The sequence below is a fragment of the Salegentibacter echinorum genome, from assembly GCF_900129445.1.
GTDB lineage: Bacteria > Bacteroidota > Bacteroidia > Flavobacteriales > Flavobacteriaceae > Salegentibacter > Salegentibacter echinorum.
Genome location: NZ_FQVT01000001.1, coordinates 67,906 through 87,032 on the forward strand (window position 1 = coordinate 67,906; position 19,127 = coordinate 87,032).

At 39.0% G+C, this 19,127-nt stretch carries 20 protein-coding genes; all 20 read left to right on the forward strand.

What is annotated here, in order from left to right:
• A complete protein-coding gene (locus BUA71_RS00350) occupies nucleotides 1–387 on the forward strand; it encodes a DUF302 domain-containing protein (RefSeq protein WP_072875633.1) in 387 nt (128 codons plus the stop codon).
• A gap of 26 nt (nucleotides 388–413) precedes the next feature.
• The gene (locus tag BUA71_RS17570) at nucleotides 414–581 is read left to right on the forward strand and encodes a hypothetical protein (protein WP_175545920.1); all 168 of its coding nucleotides are present in this window, start codon (nucleotides 414–416) and stop codon (nucleotides 579–581) included.
• Nucleotides 582–747: 166 nt separating this feature from the next.
• A complete protein-coding gene (locus tag BUA71_RS17705; protein WP_394333521.1) occupies nucleotides 748–921 on the forward strand; it encodes a glutamate synthase-related protein in 174 nt (57 codons plus the stop codon).
• A gap of 202 nt (nucleotides 922–1,123) precedes the next feature.
• On the forward strand, nucleotides 1,124–2,137 hold the full coding sequence (locus tag BUA71_RS00360) for a potassium channel family protein (RefSeq protein ID WP_072875635.1): 1,014 nt from the start codon (nucleotides 1,124–1,126) through the stop codon (nucleotides 2,135–2,137).
• A gap of 115 nt (nucleotides 2,138–2,252) precedes the next feature.
• Complete coding sequence (locus BUA71_RS00365; protein ID WP_262506733.1) at nucleotides 2,253–2,579, forward strand: NADH-quinone oxidoreductase subunit A; 327 nt, start codon at nucleotides 2,253–2,255, stop codon at nucleotides 2,577–2,579.
• The gene (locus BUA71_RS00370; RefSeq protein WP_072875639.1) at nucleotides 2,576–4,123 is read left to right on the forward strand and encodes a hypothetical protein; all 1,548 of its coding nucleotides are present in this window, start codon (nucleotides 2,576–2,578) and stop codon (nucleotides 4,121–4,123) included. The genes BUA71_RS00365 and BUA71_RS00370 overlap by 4 nt, the downstream gene beginning before the upstream one ends.
• A complete protein-coding gene (locus BUA71_RS00375; protein ID WP_072875641.1) occupies nucleotides 4,120–5,010 on the forward strand; it encodes a complex I subunit 1/NuoH family protein in 891 nt (296 codons plus the stop codon). Before BUA71_RS00370 ends, BUA71_RS00375 begins: the two co-directional genes overlap by 4 nt.
• Nucleotides 5,007–5,525 (forward strand): NADH-quinone oxidoreductase subunit J family protein, encoded by a 519-nt coding sequence (locus tag BUA71_RS00380; RefSeq protein ID WP_072876808.1) that lies wholly within the window; start codon nucleotides 5,007–5,009, stop codon nucleotides 5,523–5,525. Before BUA71_RS00375 ends, BUA71_RS00380 begins: the two co-directional genes overlap by 4 nt.
• On the forward strand, nucleotides 5,518–5,826 hold the full coding sequence (nuoK, locus tag BUA71_RS00385) for an NADH-quinone oxidoreductase subunit NuoK (RefSeq protein WP_072875643.1): 309 nt from the start codon (nucleotides 5,518–5,520) through the stop codon (nucleotides 5,824–5,826). Before BUA71_RS00380 ends, nuoK begins: the two co-directional genes overlap by 8 nt.
• A gap of 4 nt (nucleotides 5,827–5,830) precedes the next feature.
• The gene (locus BUA71_RS00390; protein ID WP_072875645.1) at nucleotides 5,831–7,720 is read left to right on the forward strand and encodes an NADH-quinone oxidoreductase subunit 5 family protein; all 1,890 of its coding nucleotides are present in this window, start codon (nucleotides 5,831–5,833) and stop codon (nucleotides 7,718–7,720) included.
• A complete protein-coding gene (locus BUA71_RS00395) occupies nucleotides 7,717–9,201 on the forward strand; it encodes a complex I subunit 4 family protein (protein WP_072875647.1) in 1,485 nt (494 codons plus the stop codon). The genes BUA71_RS00390 and BUA71_RS00395 overlap by 4 nt, the downstream gene beginning before the upstream one ends.
• Nucleotides 9,189–10,553 carry an NADH-quinone oxidoreductase subunit N gene (locus BUA71_RS00400; RefSeq protein ID WP_083572007.1) on the forward strand — a complete coding sequence of 455 codons (1,365 nt, stop codon included), beginning with the start codon at nucleotides 9,189–9,191 and terminating at the stop codon, nucleotides 10,551–10,553. The genes BUA71_RS00395 and BUA71_RS00400 overlap by 13 nt, the downstream gene beginning before the upstream one ends.
• 228 nt (nucleotides 10,554–10,781) lie before the next feature.
• Nucleotides 10,782–11,102, forward strand: coding sequence for a four-helix bundle copper-binding protein (locus tag BUA71_RS00405; protein ID WP_072875649.1), 321 nt, complete (start codon nucleotides 10,782–10,784; stop codon nucleotides 11,100–11,102).
• Nucleotides 11,103–11,448: 346 nt separating this feature from the next.
• On the forward strand, nucleotides 11,449–11,613 hold the full coding sequence (locus BUA71_RS17575) for a hypothetical protein (RefSeq protein ID WP_175545921.1): 165 nt from the start codon (nucleotides 11,449–11,451) through the stop codon (nucleotides 11,611–11,613).
• A 24-nt stretch (nucleotides 11,614–11,637) separates the two neighbouring features.
• Complete coding sequence (locus BUA71_RS00410) at nucleotides 11,638–12,204, forward strand: helix-turn-helix domain-containing protein (protein WP_072875651.1); 567 nt, start codon at nucleotides 11,638–11,640, stop codon at nucleotides 12,202–12,204.
• Nucleotides 12,205–12,266: 62 nt separating this feature from the next.
• Nucleotides 12,267–12,386, forward strand: a complete 120-nt coding sequence (locus tag BUA71_RS17950; RefSeq protein WP_317040878.1) for a hypothetical protein — start codon at nucleotides 12,267–12,269, stop codon at nucleotides 12,384–12,386.
• A 102-nt stretch (nucleotides 12,387–12,488) separates the two neighbouring features.
• A complete protein-coding gene (locus tag BUA71_RS00420) occupies nucleotides 12,489–12,857 on the forward strand; it encodes a hypothetical protein (protein ID WP_072875654.1) in 369 nt (122 codons plus the stop codon).
• A gap of 117 nt (nucleotides 12,858–12,974) precedes the next feature.
• A complete protein-coding gene (locus tag BUA71_RS00425) occupies nucleotides 12,975–17,408 on the forward strand; it encodes a CusA/CzcA family heavy metal efflux RND transporter (RefSeq protein ID WP_072875656.1) in 4,434 nt (1,477 codons plus the stop codon).
• Between the two features lie 22 nt (nucleotides 17,409–17,430).
• The gene (locus BUA71_RS00430) at nucleotides 17,431–18,690 is read left to right on the forward strand and encodes an efflux RND transporter periplasmic adaptor subunit (protein ID WP_072876812.1); all 1,260 of its coding nucleotides are present in this window, start codon (nucleotides 17,431–17,433) and stop codon (nucleotides 18,688–18,690) included.
• Between the two features lie 95 nt (nucleotides 18,691–18,785).
• Entirely contained in the window at nucleotides 18,786–19,124 is a 339-nt protein-coding gene (locus tag BUA71_RS00435) for a P-II family nitrogen regulator (RefSeq protein ID WP_072875658.1), read from the forward strand.
• Nucleotides 19,125–19,127 lie beyond the last annotated feature (3 nt).

Genomic DNA, 19,127 nt, shown 5'->3' on the forward strand with positions numbered 1-19,127 from the left:
ATGAAATACTATTTTAATAAAACGATAAAAGGAGATTTTGAGCAGGTAATCGATCAGGTAACCCGGGAGCTGGAAAAAGAAGGCTTCGGGATTTTAACTGAAATTGATGTTACTGAAACTTTAAAGAAAAAACTGGAAGTGGATTTCAGGAATTATCGCATCCTGGGAGCATGTAATGCCCCTTACGCCCATAAGGCATTAGAGGCCGAAGATAAGATTGGCACCATGCTGCCTTGTAATGTTATAGTTCAGGAGAAAGAATCGGGCCAAATTGAAATTGCAGCTGTGAACCCTATAGCCTCTATGCAGGCGGTAGATAATAGAGCTTTGGGAAAAGTTGCCCAGGAAATAAAAGGGAAACTCGAAAAAATTATTTCAAAATTATAATCAGACGTTTTTAAAACTATAACCAGATGAAAAATATGAAATTTATAATGTTGCTCGTTTTTATTGTAGGAACTAATTTTTCTTTAATGTCCTGTAGGGAAACCACAGAGACAGAGCATGAGGACATGGACGATATGGAAATGCAGGATGAAGGGATGATGGAAGAAGATGATATGCAAATGGATCACGACTAGGATATGAATCTTGGAGGAGATCACGATCATTAAACAACATATTTGATCAAAGTTTTTTGAAGGTGAACGGTTTTTGCATTCAACATTTCCGTCAAAGGCATTTCAGGGTAATTTTTGTATTAATATTGGAGGATCAAATTGTATTAAGCCCTACAGTTCAAGTATTTTGAATTTAGGAGCAATGAGTTATGGCTCTATAAGTAAAGATGCAACTTTGGCATTAAATGCTGGGGCTAAAATTGCGAGTTTTGCACAAAATACAGGAGAGGGAGGTTTAACCCCATATCACAGGAAATACAAAGCTGACCTTTTTAAATATTTTAATTATAGACAGAGATAGAATGGACATAAAAATGATAGTGAATTTCTCTCATAATTAGTTCACTAATTGGATTCTGTTTTTTGTTCATTCTTAAAGTCCTGAAAAGGAAGGGTATATTTAGTTTAATTAGTTAAAGGCCCTTCCTTTGTCAGGCACTAAAACAGTAATACAGGAAAGATATTGGTCATTTCTAAAAAATTTTAAAACTATTATTTAGTTTATGAATTATTTAGTTTTATTTATTGGAATTACACTTTACATTATGATAGTTACTGATATGGTTATGACCACAGTGACAGTTAAAGGAGGTGGATGGATTACAAATAAAATCTCCTCTATGTCTTGGAAATTCTTTCTTAAGCTTTGTGATCACAACGGGAAATCTAGGCTTCTAAGTCATATTGGATATTTGCAATTACTGTTTATAGTTCTCTTCTGGGTAGTTATGCTGAATGTAAGTTTTACTTTGGTGTTGTGGTCTGATACAGCTTCAGTTATAAATAGCACATCTAAATTGCCAGTTAACTTATGGGGTAAAATATATTATTCTGGTTTTAGTTTATCTACTTTGGGAGTAGGTGATTACATAGCAAAAAATGATCTATGGCGTCTTGTAACGACTTTATATTCTTTTACGGGATTAATTCTTATTACGATGTCAATAACATATTTCATCCCAGTTCTTAATGCTGTAATTAAAAAACGCAAATTAGGCATACTTATAAGTAGCTTGGGTAAAGAGCCGCAAGATATGGTTCTAAACTCCTATAATAAGGAAAAGTGGGATGTGCTCAATTATCGAGTTGTTTCCCTTGCTGAAGAACTCATTGAACATAGTCAGAATCATCGAGCTTATCCGGTAATCCATTATTTTCATAATAACAAAAAAGAAAAAGCTATTATAATACAAATAGCAAGGTTAAATGAAGCCATATTTATATTAAAAAATTTTATAAAAATTGATGTTTCTTCTGAATCCAACCCGTTGGATAATATTGATATAGCTTTAAGTGATTATATTGAGGTTATTCAGGAAGTGAAAGGTGTCAAATTTACCGAAGTTTTCCCTTCCAATCCTGGACTTAACAAGTTAGAAGATGCAGGTTTAATACAAAAGAATACAAAAAGCACTAATAAGTTGACAAAAGAGATGCAAAAAAGAAGAAAGGTATTATGTCGTTTGGTTAAAGAAGATGGTTGGGAGTGGAAGGATATAATTAAGCCTTCTATTTAAGGTCCTTACGTCTTTATTTAGATATTCGTTGGATTAAATTTTTTTTTGAAGTCAAAATTAAAAACTAAAACTATAAAATATGTCCGCGCTACAACAATACACCATTTTATTCGGGATGATAGTGGGTACTTTGGGATTTGTAATAGTCCTTTACCTGCTCCATAGAAAAATGGTCAAAATGAGAAAGGAACCCGCAAAAGATATTCCTGCAGAAAGTGGTCGTTTACAACCAAAGCCGGCCTGGGGAAGATATCACGTACATTATTATGGATATGCCCTGCTTTTTTTAGCCTTCGATATGGAGATGGCCTATATGTACCCCTGGGCCGTGATTTATAAAGAAGTAGGAATAACCGCCCTTTTGGATATGGGTGTTTTTCTGCTCATACTTTTTCTGGGACTGCTTTACACATGGAATCAGGGAGGACTCAAAAGACAATGAAAACCGGCATAAACAAATATGGCACATTACCCCATGGGACTAAGGTTCCGGGCTTTCTTTTAGATTTGGCTAAAAAGTCTTTAAGGGTTTACCCCGTGCCCGGAATAGAAGCTTTTTTAGCCTGGGGTTTTAATCCTTATACCCGGCAATTGAAAATTACAGAGAGTCCGCGGCACGCCAATGTGCTATTAATTGGTTTTCCTATCTCTAAAAACCTGAAAAAAGCCGCCGCAGTAATCTTTGCTCAAATGCCCCGGCCGCGGATGCTGGTTTTTGTAGGAAATCAGGAAGGGCAACCTCTGCCAGAACCCGATTTAAGTATTGAATGGGATAAAATTAATTCTCTTTCTTCCCTCTTAAAAAACACAAAGCTAATTAACGGTGATTTTGAAGCATTTGAACCTGCTTTTTTGCAGGAAGCCTTAACCGATGAAAACGAAAACAGCCATGATCACGACCATCATCATCACGAAGAGCATAAAGATGATCAAGAGCATGATGGTTCGGAAAAAGAGGAAGAAAACGAAGATGAATCTGACGAAAACAACGAAGACAGCGAAGACCACGAGGATCACGGAGGTGGGGGAATGGACTTTATGTCCATGGTAGCAATGACGAAGGGAAAGCCAAAGAGCAAAGATGGATTGATCATGGACAGGAATGAGACCTATTTTGGACCTTTCCATTCCGGACTCCCAGATGGGCTTTGTGTTAAGATGACACTCGATGGGGATACCGTCATTCAGGCAGAAGTAGATCAGAATCTTTCTAACACTCCTGACCTTGAAAATTTTCCAAAAGACCCATTGGAATTGCCAAGTTACATGGCTAACGCATTTCCGCGGGAACCGGAAACTCTACGGAAACTCACAACATTGGCATTAACAGCTTCTTCGGAAGAAAAAGAAACCGAGCAACCTTCTATGGTCTTGGAAAATGAGCGGCTTTTGAACCATTTGCTTTGGCTCAGAACCCTTTTACAGGCTTGCGGAGATACCGGACTGGTTTACCTTGTCACCCAAAGCATTCAGGATTTTCACGGTAACAATTTATCGGAAGCGAAAATTAAAAAACTCACTAAAAAAATTAGCAGCCGGTGGTATTTAAAAAACAGGCTTCTAAAGCTGGCCATTATCCCAAAGAACTTATTGCACCATATAAGCGGACCTATTGCCAGGGCAGCAGAAGCGCAGCAAAATAACGCGTGGGGGCATCTACAAATTCGGTTGACCGAACTAACCCAAAACTTTCAAAAGATAGAAAAGTCCCAAGGTGATAATTATGAACCTTTGCCAGGCCTGAACCCTGATAAGCGCATAGAAGATCAAATTTCTTCGGCAACCGTCGAAACCGCCAACGGGAAAATGAGCCTCCAGGTGGAAATTCAAGCCGGAAATGTAAAAAATATAAGCTTATCTTCCACTTCTAGGGCTCTGGCGGCGCTTGTTTCCACAATTACCAAAGACCTGGAACTAAGCGATGCCATAGTATGTATCGCCTCGCTTGGCATTTCAACTTTTGTAAACAAAAAACTAAGACGATGATGTGGATGATTATTGGAATCGGTTGTTTAGTAAGCATATATGCGATAGTCGTTCTCGAACGTCGGTTGGTTTATAAAACCTGGGAATTCGGCTATCCGGTTGCGGCATTCGCTTCCTACTTTATTCAGGAAAATGTAAAACCCCGAAAACGGGATAAAACATTTTATGAAACCGCTCCCATATTGTTCATCACAGTGGCTGTGCTTGCCATCGGCATTTTCCCCTGGGCAGAATCAAGCGTCATTGCAAATATGGCTACGGGAGCCTTATTTTTTAATGCAGCCTTAGCCTATATTATGGTCGCCCTTGTGATGGCGGGATGGGCGCCAAATGCTGTTTATCCAATGATTGGGGGGTGGCGGTTTATGGGACAACTTATCGCATATTCCATGCCTATTGTCATGGCCATTACGGCCACAGTAATGCGTGCAGAATCTATGAATATGATGGCTGTTGTAGAATCGCAAACCGGGTTATGGAACATTGTTTATCAACCTGTAGGATTTTTATTGTTTTACGCCGCTTCCCTGGCTTTGACTTTTTTGCCCCCGTTTGATTTACCAAACGCCCCGGGAGAATTAGAAGGAGGGGTTTTTGCCGAATTTACCGGGACACGCCTACTCATTTTTAGATTGGGCAGGATTATTTTAATTTTTAGCCTCTCCCTGGGGATTACTCATTTTTTTCTGGGGGGTTGGGCCGGTCCTTTTCTCCCGGGTTATGTATGGGTGTTTTTAAAAACCATTCTTGTCGCATGTTCCTTCTTCGTTGTTGGAAACCTACTGCCCCGATTTCGGCATGACCATACCCTGGAATGGAGTTGGAAGTTGGCAACGCCCCTGGCATTGTTTAATATCCTATGGGTGGGAATTTTATTATTGTTATGAATATAATTAGACTTAGCATATTAATTATTTTGGGTCTTGGCGCCATTTGGTTCGCCTGGAGGGTTTTTATGACCAGTAGCATGGTGCGATCGGCACTTTCACTTTTAGCTTCTATGGCTATTTTGGGAATGATGTTCCTGGTAATGGAAGCCGAATTCCTGGGCGTGTTGCAAATCATGATGATGGCTACGGAAATGAGCATCATGGCTATTTTTATGATGATGTATATGATGGATCCAGGGGGAATGGGAAATATGGATATGAGCCATCAAAAAAAACTGTCTATTGGTACAAGCCTGGTGGCCGGTGCCATGGTTATTGTAGCCGTAAGCTTTTCCAATTGGGAAACCATTGCTACAGAAGTGCCAACACCAGCGAAACAAAATTACGATTTGGGAATGGAATTGATGAAACGGTCCATGATGATTTTTGAAACTGCGGGAACCTCCATTCTCGTAGCCATGATCGTGTCCACTGCAACAGCGCTTCCTTTTAAAAACAAAAAAGATGATTGAACTGATAGTTGTATTAAGCGTTGGCGCCGTCTTGTTTGGTATTGGTATTTACGGTGCCTTGAGCCAAACGAACCTCGTGATGATTATGATGGGAATCGAGCTTATGCTCGGTGCTGCCATGTTGAACCTGGTCGCCTTTTGGCGGTATTTGCACCCCGAAGAATATTCCATCCAAATGTTCGTCCTGGTGGGAATGACCGTTATGGCCCTGGAAGCAGCCGTAGGTTTTGCAATTGCCACCCAACGTTTCCGAACCAAAGGATCGGTAGAAATGGAAGAGGCAAGCGATTTAAAAGAATAAAACAATGAGTGAATTATTTCTATGGATATTGATCCTGGCACCTATAGGAGCCGCTCTTTTCGGTTATATCTTCCGAAACGGCTCTTCTTTGCCTCATCTTATAGGGGTGTCGGCTTCGTTGTTGGGCAGCTTATTTTTGTTTTTGAATATATCTCAATCTTTTTCCCAAAAAATTGAATTTGGCGGCCTGGCCGATTTTCCATTTGTAGTGGTTGCCAATTATCAAAATGCACTTTTGGCCCTGGTTGTTTCGGTGGTGGCTTTGGCTATTTTTATTTATGCCAAAGGCTATATGGAAGCTGAAAAAGGTAAAAGATGGTTCTGGCCCGCGATGAGCCTGTTTCTCGCCGCCATGCAAGTCCTGGTCATGGCGGGAGATTGGTTCCTGTTTATTACGGGATGGGAATTGATGGGGCTGGCATCCTTTCTTCTGATCGGCACGTGGCACGAAAAAAAGAATGCCCGCCTCGGAAGCGTCAAGGCCTTTATGCTTACCCGTTTCGCAGATATGGGATTATATGCAGGTGCTTTTTTAACCATTATCACCTATAATCAACTGGCGGTTCCTTTTTCGGTTACCCAGGAAATTTCGGTGTTGGCAGCTTCCTGTTTTTTATTGGCGGTTATGGGGAAATCTGCGCAGCTTCCTTTCCAAAGTTGGCTTTCAGGTGCTATGGCGGGACCCACGCCAGTTTCCGCTTTATTGCACTCGGCCACGATGGTTGGTGCGGGAGCTTTGTTATTGTTTAAAATATACCCGATACTTCCCGAAGAAGCCTTGCTTTATATCGGAATCATTGGCTGTCTAACGATTATCCTTACCGGTCTAACGGCCATAACTTCCAAAGACTTAAAACAAATGTTGGCTGCTTCTACCTCAAGCCAATTAGGATTTATGCTTCTGGCTATCGGAGCGGGTTTTCCGGGAGCAGCCTTTGCACATTGGCTGGCACACGCTTTTATGAAAAGCACCCTCTTTTTAGGAGCCGGTGTTTTTCAACAGGGATATGAAAGCACCCAATACAAGAAAATTGCAGGTTCGGGTAAACAACTAAAGGTAACGCATTACACCTTTATTATTGCGGCGCTTGCCTTGACCGGAATTCCTCCATTAATTGGGTATTGGTCAAAAGATGGTATTCTTGAAGCTTCTCTGATATCGGGTAACTGGTTCTTCGTGGTCAGTGGGGTGTTGGGCGCATTTTTTACAGCGAGTTATGTTTCCATAGCCGTCCGTTGGCTCTGGAAAGGCAAGGCCGAAAAACCTTCTATTTCTAAAAAAAACCTGATGCTTACCGGGATTTTTATTCTGATTATCCTTGTCATTGCTGGAGGTTTTGGGCTGGAGCCCATCGTCAAAAAAATTGGCTATTCTATTCCAAAAGGCAAGTGGAGTATGGTGTTGGGATTGGTTGCGGCATTATTTGGACTGCTTACAGGATGGTTTTATAGAGAAAATTGGTTACCTGGAACTTTTACGAAATTCAGTCGGGAAAATTATACGCTTGCCGGGGGCTACCAAAACTTAGTGGTCAACCCCACGCTTAAAACAGCCAATTTTTTTCAGCATATTGATGCATTTATTTTAGAATATATTGAAAAAATAGGGTACTTCGGACTTAATCTTAGTCAAACAATATTTAAAGCAGACCGGAATGTAAAAACTGCTGTTTGGGAAATCGGAAACTCCGGAATCTGGTTAAGTAGTTTCTCACAAATTTTCGATTTAAAAATTTTAATTAGTATTAAAACTATTGCTTCCAGTATTAAAGAAAGCGGGTATTATGGAAAAAAATGGCAATCGGGTTTGGTACATAAAGAACTGGCCATTACGATAATCTCCTTGCTTATTCTCATTTTTATATTAATCATTAGCTTAATCGAATTGTTATGAATACGAGCCTACCTTTACTTAGTCTAACCCTTTTTCTACCCCTGGTGGGAGCTTTTATAATTTTGTTGTTACGGCATTCCACCTCAAAAGTTGTCAATACCGTGGCAATTGTTTCTGCCACTCTTAGTCTTCTTGGTGCAATTGGTATTGGGTTTGGGCTGGATAGTGGTTTTAGCCATGTGGAAGAGTTGCAATGGATACCTGCCCTGGATGCAGCCTACCGTTTAGGAGTTGACGGAATTAGCTATACTGCGGTGTTGCTGTCAACTATTCTTTTTTTCTGCACCATAATATATTCCACAAAGAAGAAAGAAAAGTTGGGAGCCAAAATGGCCTTGTTCCTTCTTCTGGAAACTGCTTGTTTAGGGGTGTTTATGTCGCTGGATTTACTGTTATTTTATATTTTTTTCGAAATCACCCTGGTAGGGATGTATTTTGTAATTGCAGGCTGGGGCCACGAGAACCGTAAAAAAGCGGCAATAATGTTCTTTATATATACTTTAATAGGTAGTCTTTTTTTATTGTTGGCGTTTTTATCCCTTTATATCTTTTCTGAGCCCCGTACTTTTGATATGCGCGAACTAATCGCAAACCCACCGCTTAGTGGTATGGTCGCCACCTTAACTTTTTGGGCGCTTTTTCTAGCCTTTGCCATAAAAACACCATTATTCCCATTTCATTCCTGGCTACCCCTGGCACATACGGAAGCGCCGGCATCGGGAAGTGCCATTTTAGCCGGGATTTTGTTGAAACTCGGGGCCTATGGTTTTATTCGTTTTGCACTGCAGATGACGCCCGATGCATTTAAGGAATATGCCTGGATCGTGATGATTGTTGCGGTATTTTCGGTCGTTTATGGTGCCCTGGTAGCCATGGCACAGACAGACATAAAGCGCATGGTAGCCTACACCAGTATTAACCATATGGGGTACCTGGTTTTTGGTGTCGCCGTTGCAGCCATGATTCCTTCAACATCTGGAATCCACGCCTTAGATGGTGCTACTTTACAAATGTTTAGCCACGGTATTGTTACCGGTCTCTTATTTTTACTGATTGGGGCGATACAAGAAAGGGCTACCACCAGGGAAATACCCGCTTTAAGAGGTTTGCTGAAAGCCTATCCTATCTTGGGCGGTTTCTTTGTGTTGGCGGCATTTGCTTCTTTGGGCTTGCCCGGATTGGCTCATTTTCCTGCAGAATTCCAAATATTTTTAGGCGGATTTGAAATCTACCCCTGGGCGGTTGCTATAATGCTGTTAGGTCTTGTGCTTACCTCAGCGCTCTATATACGAGCTATTCAACGTTCTTTTATGGGGACGCCCGATAAAAGCTTTCTTGTTAAGTTAAAAGACTTGGACGCCCGTGAATTATGTGCTTTTATCCCTTTGGTAATCCTGATTATAGCAATTGGTGTTTTCCCGAATTTAATATTAGATAGTATCCACCAAAGCGTTAAATACCTTTCAATATGGGAAAAATGAGTGAAGATTTATTGACTATTCTTCCACAGATTATTTTGTTGCTTACTGCCATGAGTGCGCTGGTATTTGAAATGCTACGCAAGCCTTTAGGTAGTTTATACACGCTAATAATAGGAATGCTGGGTGCCCTGGGTTTAAGTATCTATCGTTTAGGAACTGTAAAGACCGCCTTTTCTGGGACTTTCCGAAGTGATGAATTGAGCCAATGGGCTGTAATTATTCTTTCCGGTGCGGCTATTTTTATTGGTTTGCTCGTTCGGCAGGAATTAAAGGGAACCGATAGGGAAGGAACTGTGTATAGTCTGCTTGCTTTTTCCACTTTAGGTTCCACCTTGTTAGCGGGGAGTGGTGATATGATGTTTTTGGTTTTGGGCGTGCTTATTAGTAGTCTTACCGGTTTTGCATTAGCTGCTTATCCTAAAACAGATAGTGCTACGGAAGGAGCAGTAAAATATTTTGTGTACGGCTCGGTTACCGGAGCGATTATGCTTTTTGGTTTAACTTACTGGGCGGGTATTTCTGGAAGTACTTTACTTTCTGCATCGGAAAATACCAATCAGCCTTTTTTAATGCTGTTTGGTTTTGGAGCGCTTATAGCCGGTTTAGGTTATGCTGCCTCTCTTTTTCCGTTTCATTTCTGGACTCCCGATACTTTTGAAGGTGCACCAGTATCTATTGCTGCGTTTTTATCGGTCACACCAAAAATAGGAGCCTTTTTTGCGTTGGCGCAGGTTATGAAAATTTTGCCACAGCATATTGTGGATTATAACTTGATCTTGGCGATTTTGGCAGCTTTTTCAATGACCTATGGGAACGTGGTTGCCTTATGGCAAAACAGTTTAATACGACTTTTGGCTTATTCTACGATAGCCCAGGCTGGCTTTTTTCTACTGGGTATAATTGGGATAAATCATAGCGATTTAGGAATTTCCTCCCTTATAATGTTCGGGTTTGCGTATGCTGCTATGAATATTGGCGCATTTGCTATTGTACAACAAGTAGGGAAAAAAATATCCCATATCAGTGGATTGGCTTATAAAAAGCCTTTTATGGCTGTTGCGATGACCGTTTTTTTACTGTCTTTGGTAGGAATTCCACCTTTGGCAGGCTTTGCCGGGAAATTCCTGCTTTTTTCTTCTGCTATAGATTCAGGTTATACCTGGCTTGCGGTAGTAGGAATTTTAAATAGTGCAATTTCCTTAGCGGTATATCTACGAATCATTTCACCGATGTTCTTCAAGAAACAATTCGAAAATGAAAGCTCGAATCAGTATTTAATTCAAATGGTTTATATAAGCTGTTTTATTTTAACTATTGGCGCGGGTATAGCTGTACAGGTTATTATCGTTTAAATAATTTAAAAACAAAAAAAGATATAGAAAATTTATGGAAAAACGTAAATTCTTCAATACCTTATTATTGCAGGATGGCTGGAAATGGAAACAATTAGAAGAAAAAAAGCCTTAAAATTTTAAGGGCTTTGTTAAATACCTTTAAAATTGAAAGATCTTAGCATAATTTTAAAACCCATTTTGGTTTTTAGTTTATAATTTCGACATAAACCATTAAAAATCAATATTATGAGAAATGAGAAATTAATTAATGCACTTGGAAATTGTATTAACCACTGCAATTATTGTGCTGATGCCTGTCTTGATGAAGATAATGTAAAGATGATGAAAGATTGCATTAGAATTGACAGGGTATGTGCTGAAGCCTGTGCTGCTTTAAATCAAATTTTAGCCACGAGTTATAGCGATGTGAATGCCCTGGTTGAATATTGTAAAAAGGTATGTCAGGATTGTGCAGATGAGTGCGATAAGCATGATCATCAGCACTGTAAGGATTGTGCGCAGGCTTGTAGAGAATGTGTAGAAGCTTGTGAAGTTTATCTGGCTTAATTGTAGGTTATTTAAATAACTGGAACCCGGTTTAGGCCGGGTTTTTATTTACGATTTAGCAGGCTATTTTAGTTTTTGAACCTATTTGAAAACTACCTCCCTGTTTTTGAGGTCGAAACTGGTCAATTGCCAGCTTGATGCTCTTAATCTATAATATTTTGTGCTTTCGCAGTCCTTAAAAACTACTCTTTCCGTTCGCTTATATATGTGCTTAAAGTAATTTCAGGACGGTTTTTCGCCTGAGACTACTTAATAAAACTAGGATGATCATATCTTTTGATTTTTAGCTAATTATAAGAAATAACTCTTAACTGGGCAATTTTACCAATCATATAAATATAAGATAATGAGTGCAAATAGAAGAGATAGAAGAAAAAATAAAAACAGGAAAAAGACAAAATCCAAGAAAGACACTATTTCCAAAAAAGATAAAATTTATGGTATTCTTGCTTTGGTTATTTTATTTTTAGCAGCCTTATTTGCTGCCATTCTTGTTGCTTTTATGGCTTAAGAGTATATATTTAAAACCTAAATTATGACCAATATTATTTATATTAAAAATATGGTGTGTCCACGCTGTGTAAACTCAGTCGCGTTTATCTTAGATAAGTTGAAAATTTCTTATGGTATCATCAAACTGGGTGAAGTATATTTGGAAGAAGAACTAGATGAATATACAAAAAAACTTTTGAAAGAAGAACTTCGGAATTCTGGTTTTAGTCTAATAAACGATCGAAAAAGTCAACTTATTGAACAGATGAAAACATTGGTTGTAGATAAAATCCATCATTCCAATGAGGTACTCGATATAAAATGGCCAGAATTTATAAGTGAAAAATTACATCTTGACTATAAGTACCTTAGCTCTTTATTTTCTGCTGTAGAGAGTATTACTTTTGAGCAGTATATCATCAATCAAAAAATAGAACGCATTAAAGAACTTATCATTTACAATGAATTGAATTTAAGCGAAATTGCATTTCAAATGAACTATAGCAGTGTTGCCTATTTAAGTAACCAATTCAAAAAGATTACTGGAATGACGCCGTCGGAATTTAAAAAAAGTACCAATAAAAACCGTAGATCATTAGATGAGATTTGATGATAATGCAACTAAGGTCAAAAATTACTTGTCCAGACTGCGGATATAAAAAAGTACAAGATATGCCAACAAACGCTTGCCAATTCTTTTACAGGTGTGAAAATTGCAAAACGGTTTTTGAAACCAAGCGAAGACGATTGTGTTTATTATTCATTGGAAACGATGCCCAGTCCACCTATTAGGAAAATAAGAGCTGTTGCTAATAACCATAGCTTTTGCACAACCTGTGCATTCATTAATTTGTATCTTTGTGAAGCTTTATGAAAATATTCTTTTCCATATCAATGTCCTTTTTATTCTTTTTCCAAGGAATTAGCTTAGATATGGACTTCTGTGGATCAATTAAAGAAATTTCAAGTGTTATTAGTCATTATCAAGATCATAAAGTTTATGGTGACTCGTTTCTAGAATATGTAGTTGAAGATTACATTGAGAGTGATTCAAAAAATGAAGGACATCATAAGAATCAAGATAAAGAGAATATGCCAGTCCATTCTCACCATCAATGTTGTCATCCTATAGTATTAATTGCTAACAACAATATACCTCTATTCAATCGATTAAAGATTGAAAATGGAAAACAGTACAACTTCTATAAAATTAACTTTAATTCCAGATATCTGGAAGCGCTTTTCCAACCCCCTCAAGTATAATTCGGTTTTTTTAAGGATAGCTATGTCCTAACGTCATGCTTTTCAAAATAAGCATTACAACAAAAACGCATTGCACAATTTGCATTGCACAGTTTAAACTGAATTAATACTTTTTTTATGATTAATAAAATCATCGCGTTTTCCATTAATAATAAATTTATTATTGGCCTGCTTACCTTGGCTTTAATTGGCACAGGTATTTGGTCTATGTCTACCGTAAATCTGGGATCGGTACCAGATATCACTAATAATCAAGTCCAGGTTATTACCCAGTCTCCTAACCTTGCTACAGAAGATATTGAGCAGTTTGTCACCTATCCTGTAGAACTTTCGATGGGTAACTTACCCGGGGTTACAGAAATACGGTCTATTTCCCGGTTTGGTCTTTCTGTTGTCACCATTGTTTTTAAGGATGATATGGGCACCTATCTTCCCCGTCAACTGGTTCAAGAAAAGCTTAATGAACTAAGTGAAACAATCCCCGATAAATTTGGAAGTCCTGCGATGGGACCTATATCAACGGGATTAGGACAAATTTATGAATACACCATTAAACCAGAGGAAGGATATAATACCGAGTATTCTCCTATGGAACTCAGAACAATACAAGATTGGATTGTCAAACGGCAGTTAACACTTCTGGAAGGAGTTGTAGAAGTGAATTCTTTTGGAGGTTCCATAAAACAATATGAAGTTGCAGTAAACCCAGAAAAATTAAACAGTATGGGGATAAGCATATCTGAAGTATATGAAGCTTTGGCTCGAAATAACGTCAATACCGGAGGTGCTTATATAGAAAAGAATAAAATGTCAAATTTTATCAGGGGGGAAGGTTTGATTCGCTCTTTAGATGATATCAGGGAGATTGCTATTACCACGGAAAATGGAGTTCCCATTACCATTGGGGATGTAGCTAAAAATGTTCAATTTGGCAATCAAGTACGCTACGGGGCTTTTACCCAAGACGGAGAAGAGGCTGTAGGAGGAATTATCATGATGCTAAAAGGAGCTAATCCCAATGCGGTGATTCAAGATGTAAAAGATAGAATGGCCGAAGTGGAGAGATCTCTACCTGAAGGTCTAAAAATAGAACCTATAATTGACAGAAGTGAATTAATAGCTAGGACTACCGATACCGTAAAAACTAACTTACTAGAAGGTGCATTAATAGTAATATTTGCGCTGGTTATATTATTAGGAAGTTTAAGAGGTGGGCTTATTACAGCTACTACCATTCCCTTGTCCTTACTCTTTGCCTTTATATTGATGAAACAATTCAATGTTTGGGCAAATTTAATGAGCCTTGGAGCCATTGACTTCGGTATTATTATAGACGGGGCAGTTATCATCATTGAAGGTACTGTTTATGAAATCCAAAAACGTATTCGATCTGGCAAGGTGAAATTTAAGCAGGGAGTCATGGATGAAGTAGCCTATGATGCAGGAAGTACGATGATGGGGTCTGCCTTTTTTGGACAAATCATTATACTTATTGTTTTCACACCTATTCTTTTTCTCACCGGTGTTGAAGGAAAAATGTTTAAACCAATGGCCTATACCTTTGGTTTTGCGATGATAGGCGCCATTTTCTTATGCCTTACATACGTACCAATGATGTCAGCTCTTTTGATGAAACCTATTCAAAATAAAAAGAACTGGTTTGGGAAGTTTGAGCGCTGGTTGGAAAAAGTAAGCGACAAAATAATCGGCGGTATTCAAAAAGTATATACGCCTTTACTTAAAGGCGCTTTAAAATTAAAACTGATAGTAATAGGCTCAGCCGTAGTATTACTTATTATTGCTGGTTTTCTTTTTTCCAGAATGGGAGGTGAATTTGTCCCACAACTGGATGAGGGTGATATTGCCATGCAGGCATTAATTAGACCAGGGAGCTCCTTAACGGAGTCTATCGAGGTTTCTAAAAAAATAGAGAATTTACTTTTAGAAAACTTTCCTGAAATTAAAACTGCTACAGCAAGAATAGGAGTAGCTGATATTCCTACTGATCCTATGCCAATGGATATTGCTGATATGTATCTAATCTTGGAAAAAGATAAAGATAAATGGACTACTGCTGACACCAAGGAAGGCCTTATAGAACAAATTAAGGAAAAACTTAACAAGGAACTTACCGGGGTTAATTTGGTGTTTACGCAACCAGTAGAGTTACGTTTTAACGAATTACTGGAAGGTGTACGGGAAGATATTGCTGTTAAGCTCTATGGAGAAGATCTGAATATTCTCTCAGATAAAGTTCAGAAAATGGCTGATATTATACAGACAGTACCAGGAGCAGGTGATGTGAATCCAGAAAGAACTTCTGGTTTACCTCAAATGACGGTTCAGTTTAATCGCAAAAAAATTGCGCAGTATGGACTTGACATACAAAAAGTTAATGATTATATAAGTACGGCGTTTGCCGGAGGTACCGCCGGGGTGATTTTTGAAGGAGAAAAGCGATTCGATTTAGTAGTACGCTTTGATGAAAACCATCGAACGAATATTGATGATCTACGCGGCATGTATATAGACCTTCCTGATGGAACTCAGGTGCCGATCAAGGAAATAGCTAATATTGAATATGTGCCAGGACCGATGCAGATTTCCAGGGATGATACTTATAGAAGGACATACGTGGGCGTCAATGCACGTGGAAGAGATGTAGAATCTGTGGTTAAAGATATTCAGCAAAAGCTGAATGAGGAATTAGACTTACCACCGGGTTATTATATTTCTTATGGAGGAGAATTTGAAAATCTCCAAAGCGCTAAAGATCGATTGACCATTGTAGTTCCTATTGCGCTGTTTTTAATTTTCGTACTGCTATACTTTGCACTACAATCCTTTTCCCAATCAATAATGATTTATATAGCCATTCCATTGGCTGCCATAGGAGGCGTATTTGCACTATGGTTAAGGGATATGCCCTTTAGCATTTCTGCCGGCGTCGGGTTTATTGTTTTATTTGGTGTGGCCGTATTAAATGGATTGGTACTCATCAACAGGTTTAACTCCTTAAAAGAAGAAGGGGTAACCAGTATTAAAGACAGGATTTTTACAGGAACCAAAGAACGAATAAGACCTATTATGTTAACAGCAACAACAGATATCTTTGGTTTCTTGCCTATGGCTTTTTCAGCATCGGCAGGAGCTGAAGTTCAACGACCTTTGGCCACGGTAGTGATTGGAGGTATGCTTACAGCAACCTTACTTACCCTGGTTGTTCTTCCCGTACTTTACACATTTGTAGAAAAGAGACGGGAAAAGAAAGAACAAAACAAGTTAAACTCTTCAGGTTCACCATCCTTAGCCACTATTCTGGTTATAGGATTGGTTTTAGGAGGAACGATGTCGGCTTCTGCCCAATCCAATACTAGGGAAGACAGCGAATTGTTACAGGACAGTTTGCAAACAATTAGCTTGGAAAAAGCTCAACAAATAGCTATTAAAAACTACCCCAAAATGCAAGCCGCACAACTGGAAATAGAAAGTGAGGAAGTATTGCGAAAAACCGCCTACGATTTTGGAAACACCCAAATCTTTACAGGAAAGGAAGAGGTTGGAAATGGCTCCGACGGGATTTATACCCAAATTGGCGTCCAACAAGGAGGAATTGACATTTTTGGAATAGTACCACGGTTAAAATTACAAAAAGAAAGAATAGCTCTTGCTGAAAATGCCTTAGATCTAAATACCATTGAAATTGAACGGGAAGTAAGCAGGGCTTGGGCTGCTGTTTATGCCCAAAAAAAGACCTTTCAGGTCTATAAAAAAATGGACTCTATTTTTGAAGATATTGAAAGGGCTGCCCAGATTAGATATGAGACCGAAGCTACTTCAAAACTGGAATACCTGGCCACGTCCAATCAGGCAAATGAAGTTAAGATCCAGTTGGAACAGGCCTTTCGAGATTACTTGACCTCCCTGCAACGGTTAAATTTATGGCTTGTGTCTGATACGTTGTACGATGTACCCGATTTGCCAACCGAAGCATTGGACGAACCATTGAATTTCTTGGTGGAATCACTTGAAAACCATCCCCTATTGGAAGTTTCCAAACAAAGGGTAGATGTTGCCAAGGCGGTCACGAGGGAACGAAAATCTGAGTTCTTGCCAAAATTCCAGGGACAATACGCCAGGCAGGAAATCAACGGACAATCCGGTTTTTATCAATATCAGTTAGGGATTCAGATCCCGATATTCTTTGGACCTGAATTAGGCCGCACACAGGAAGCAAAAGTAAACCGAAAGATTGCAGAGCAGAATTTTTATCAGGATCAACTTGAATTGGAAACTGCGTATAAAAATATGCGGGAAGAATTCATCAAATGGAGGAATTCCTGGAACTATTACAAAAATGAGGCCTTGCCTTTAGCAAAGGAACAGCAAGATGGCAGCGTGTTGGCTTTTAAGGAAGGAGCTATAGATTATGTGACCTTCTTACAAAATATCAGGGATGCCATTCGTATTGAGATAAATGCGTGGAGTGCCTTTAATGACTACCTCGACAGCCGATATCAACTCGAATACTACCTTGAAAATGCAAATTAAAAATATAACTAAGACAAACGATATGAGAACAATAAATATTCTAACACTCGCCTTAACCCTCACCCTGTTCTTCGGATGTAAGGAAAATTCTGATACAGCAGAAGGTCCTTCCGGGGATACTGCAACTTCAAATGTCGAAGAAAGTGAAGGACATAACGAAGAAGGACATAACGAAGAAGGAGATGAAGGCCACGGGGAAGAAGAAAGTGGGATGCGTGCCGTACATCTATCAGAAATGAAATTTAATAGCCTAAATATCAAAGTGGATACTTTGTCTACCAAAGCTCTTTCTGGCGTGATAAAAGCCAATGGACAACTGGAAGTGCCCCCGCAATACGAAGCTACCGTTACAGCTATCTTAGGAGGGAATATAACTTCTATTAAAGTTATTGAAGGAGATAAAGTAAACAAAGGCCAGGTACTGGCTTATCTTTCCCATCCAAATTTGACCAAAATGCAATCTGACTATATCAATGCCTATAGTAGAATGCAGTTTTTAGAAAAAGAATTTGAGAGACAAAAACGTCTATACGAAGAGGAAGTTGGTTCTGGAAAGACTTTTCAACAAACCCAATCAGATTATCAGTCTGTAAAAGGGGAAGTACGTGGGTATGAATCACAATTACGCCAACTAAACTTAAATGCTTCTCAAGTTAGAAACGGGGAGCTCTATGAATATATCCCTGTGGTAAGCCCCATTACTGGTTTTATTGAGAAAGTAAAGGTACAAATGGGACAGTATGTAGATCCCCAAACTGGGATGTTTATGGTAGTAGATAATGAGCATGTCCATGCCGATTTAATGGTTTTTGAAAAGGACATTTACAAGGTGAAGGAGGGCCAAAAAATTTCTTTTACCCTAGAGTCAGTTCCAGGCAGTGATTTAACTGGAGAAATATACTCGGTGGGAAAACAATTTGAACAAAACCCCAAAGCAGTGCATGTTCATGCTGAAATTGACAATAAAGAAGACTATCTGATTCCCGGAATGTACATCAATGGAAGGATTCTAACTGAAGAAAATAAGGTTCCCGCCCTACCGGAAGAAGCAGTAATCGAAGAAAACGGCCAACCTTATATCTTTACGGCTCAGAAGCATCAGGAAAACGGCGAAACCGAATGGGAATTCAAGCCGGTTGAAATAAGGACCGGGAGGACTGAAAATGGCTGGGTGGAAATAAAGCTCTTGAAACCCTTGCCGGAAGGTACTCAAATAGCCTACAACGGATCTTATTATTTGATCTCTGAAATGCAAAAGAGCCAAACTTCTCATAGCCATTAGAATAAAAAATAAGATGGATGGACCTTCTGTATGATGTTTGTCTTAATTAGAAAATACAGAGGGCTCATCCTTAATACCAAATAAAAATTAAACCGATGAAAGAAATAAAAGCATTTATAAAGCCTAAGAGGGTTCAAAAAGTAATTGAGGCATTAAATGATGCCGGATTTAAAAGCATGACGATCTCCCAAGGAGAAGGAACAGGGGCATTTAAGGGCAAAGGAGCTTCCCCATCTCTTGATTTTCATATCACCGATAGCCCAGTGGTAAAAATGGAGCTTGTTTGCCAAAACGAAGAAGCCAGGCGCGCTATCGAAACCATCCTTGAAAACGGAAAAACCCCTTCTCCGGGTGATGGAATCATCTATTTGTCTGATGTTGAGGATGCTTTTAAGATTAAAACGGGTCAATCTTTAAAAAAGCGCGACCTATAATAA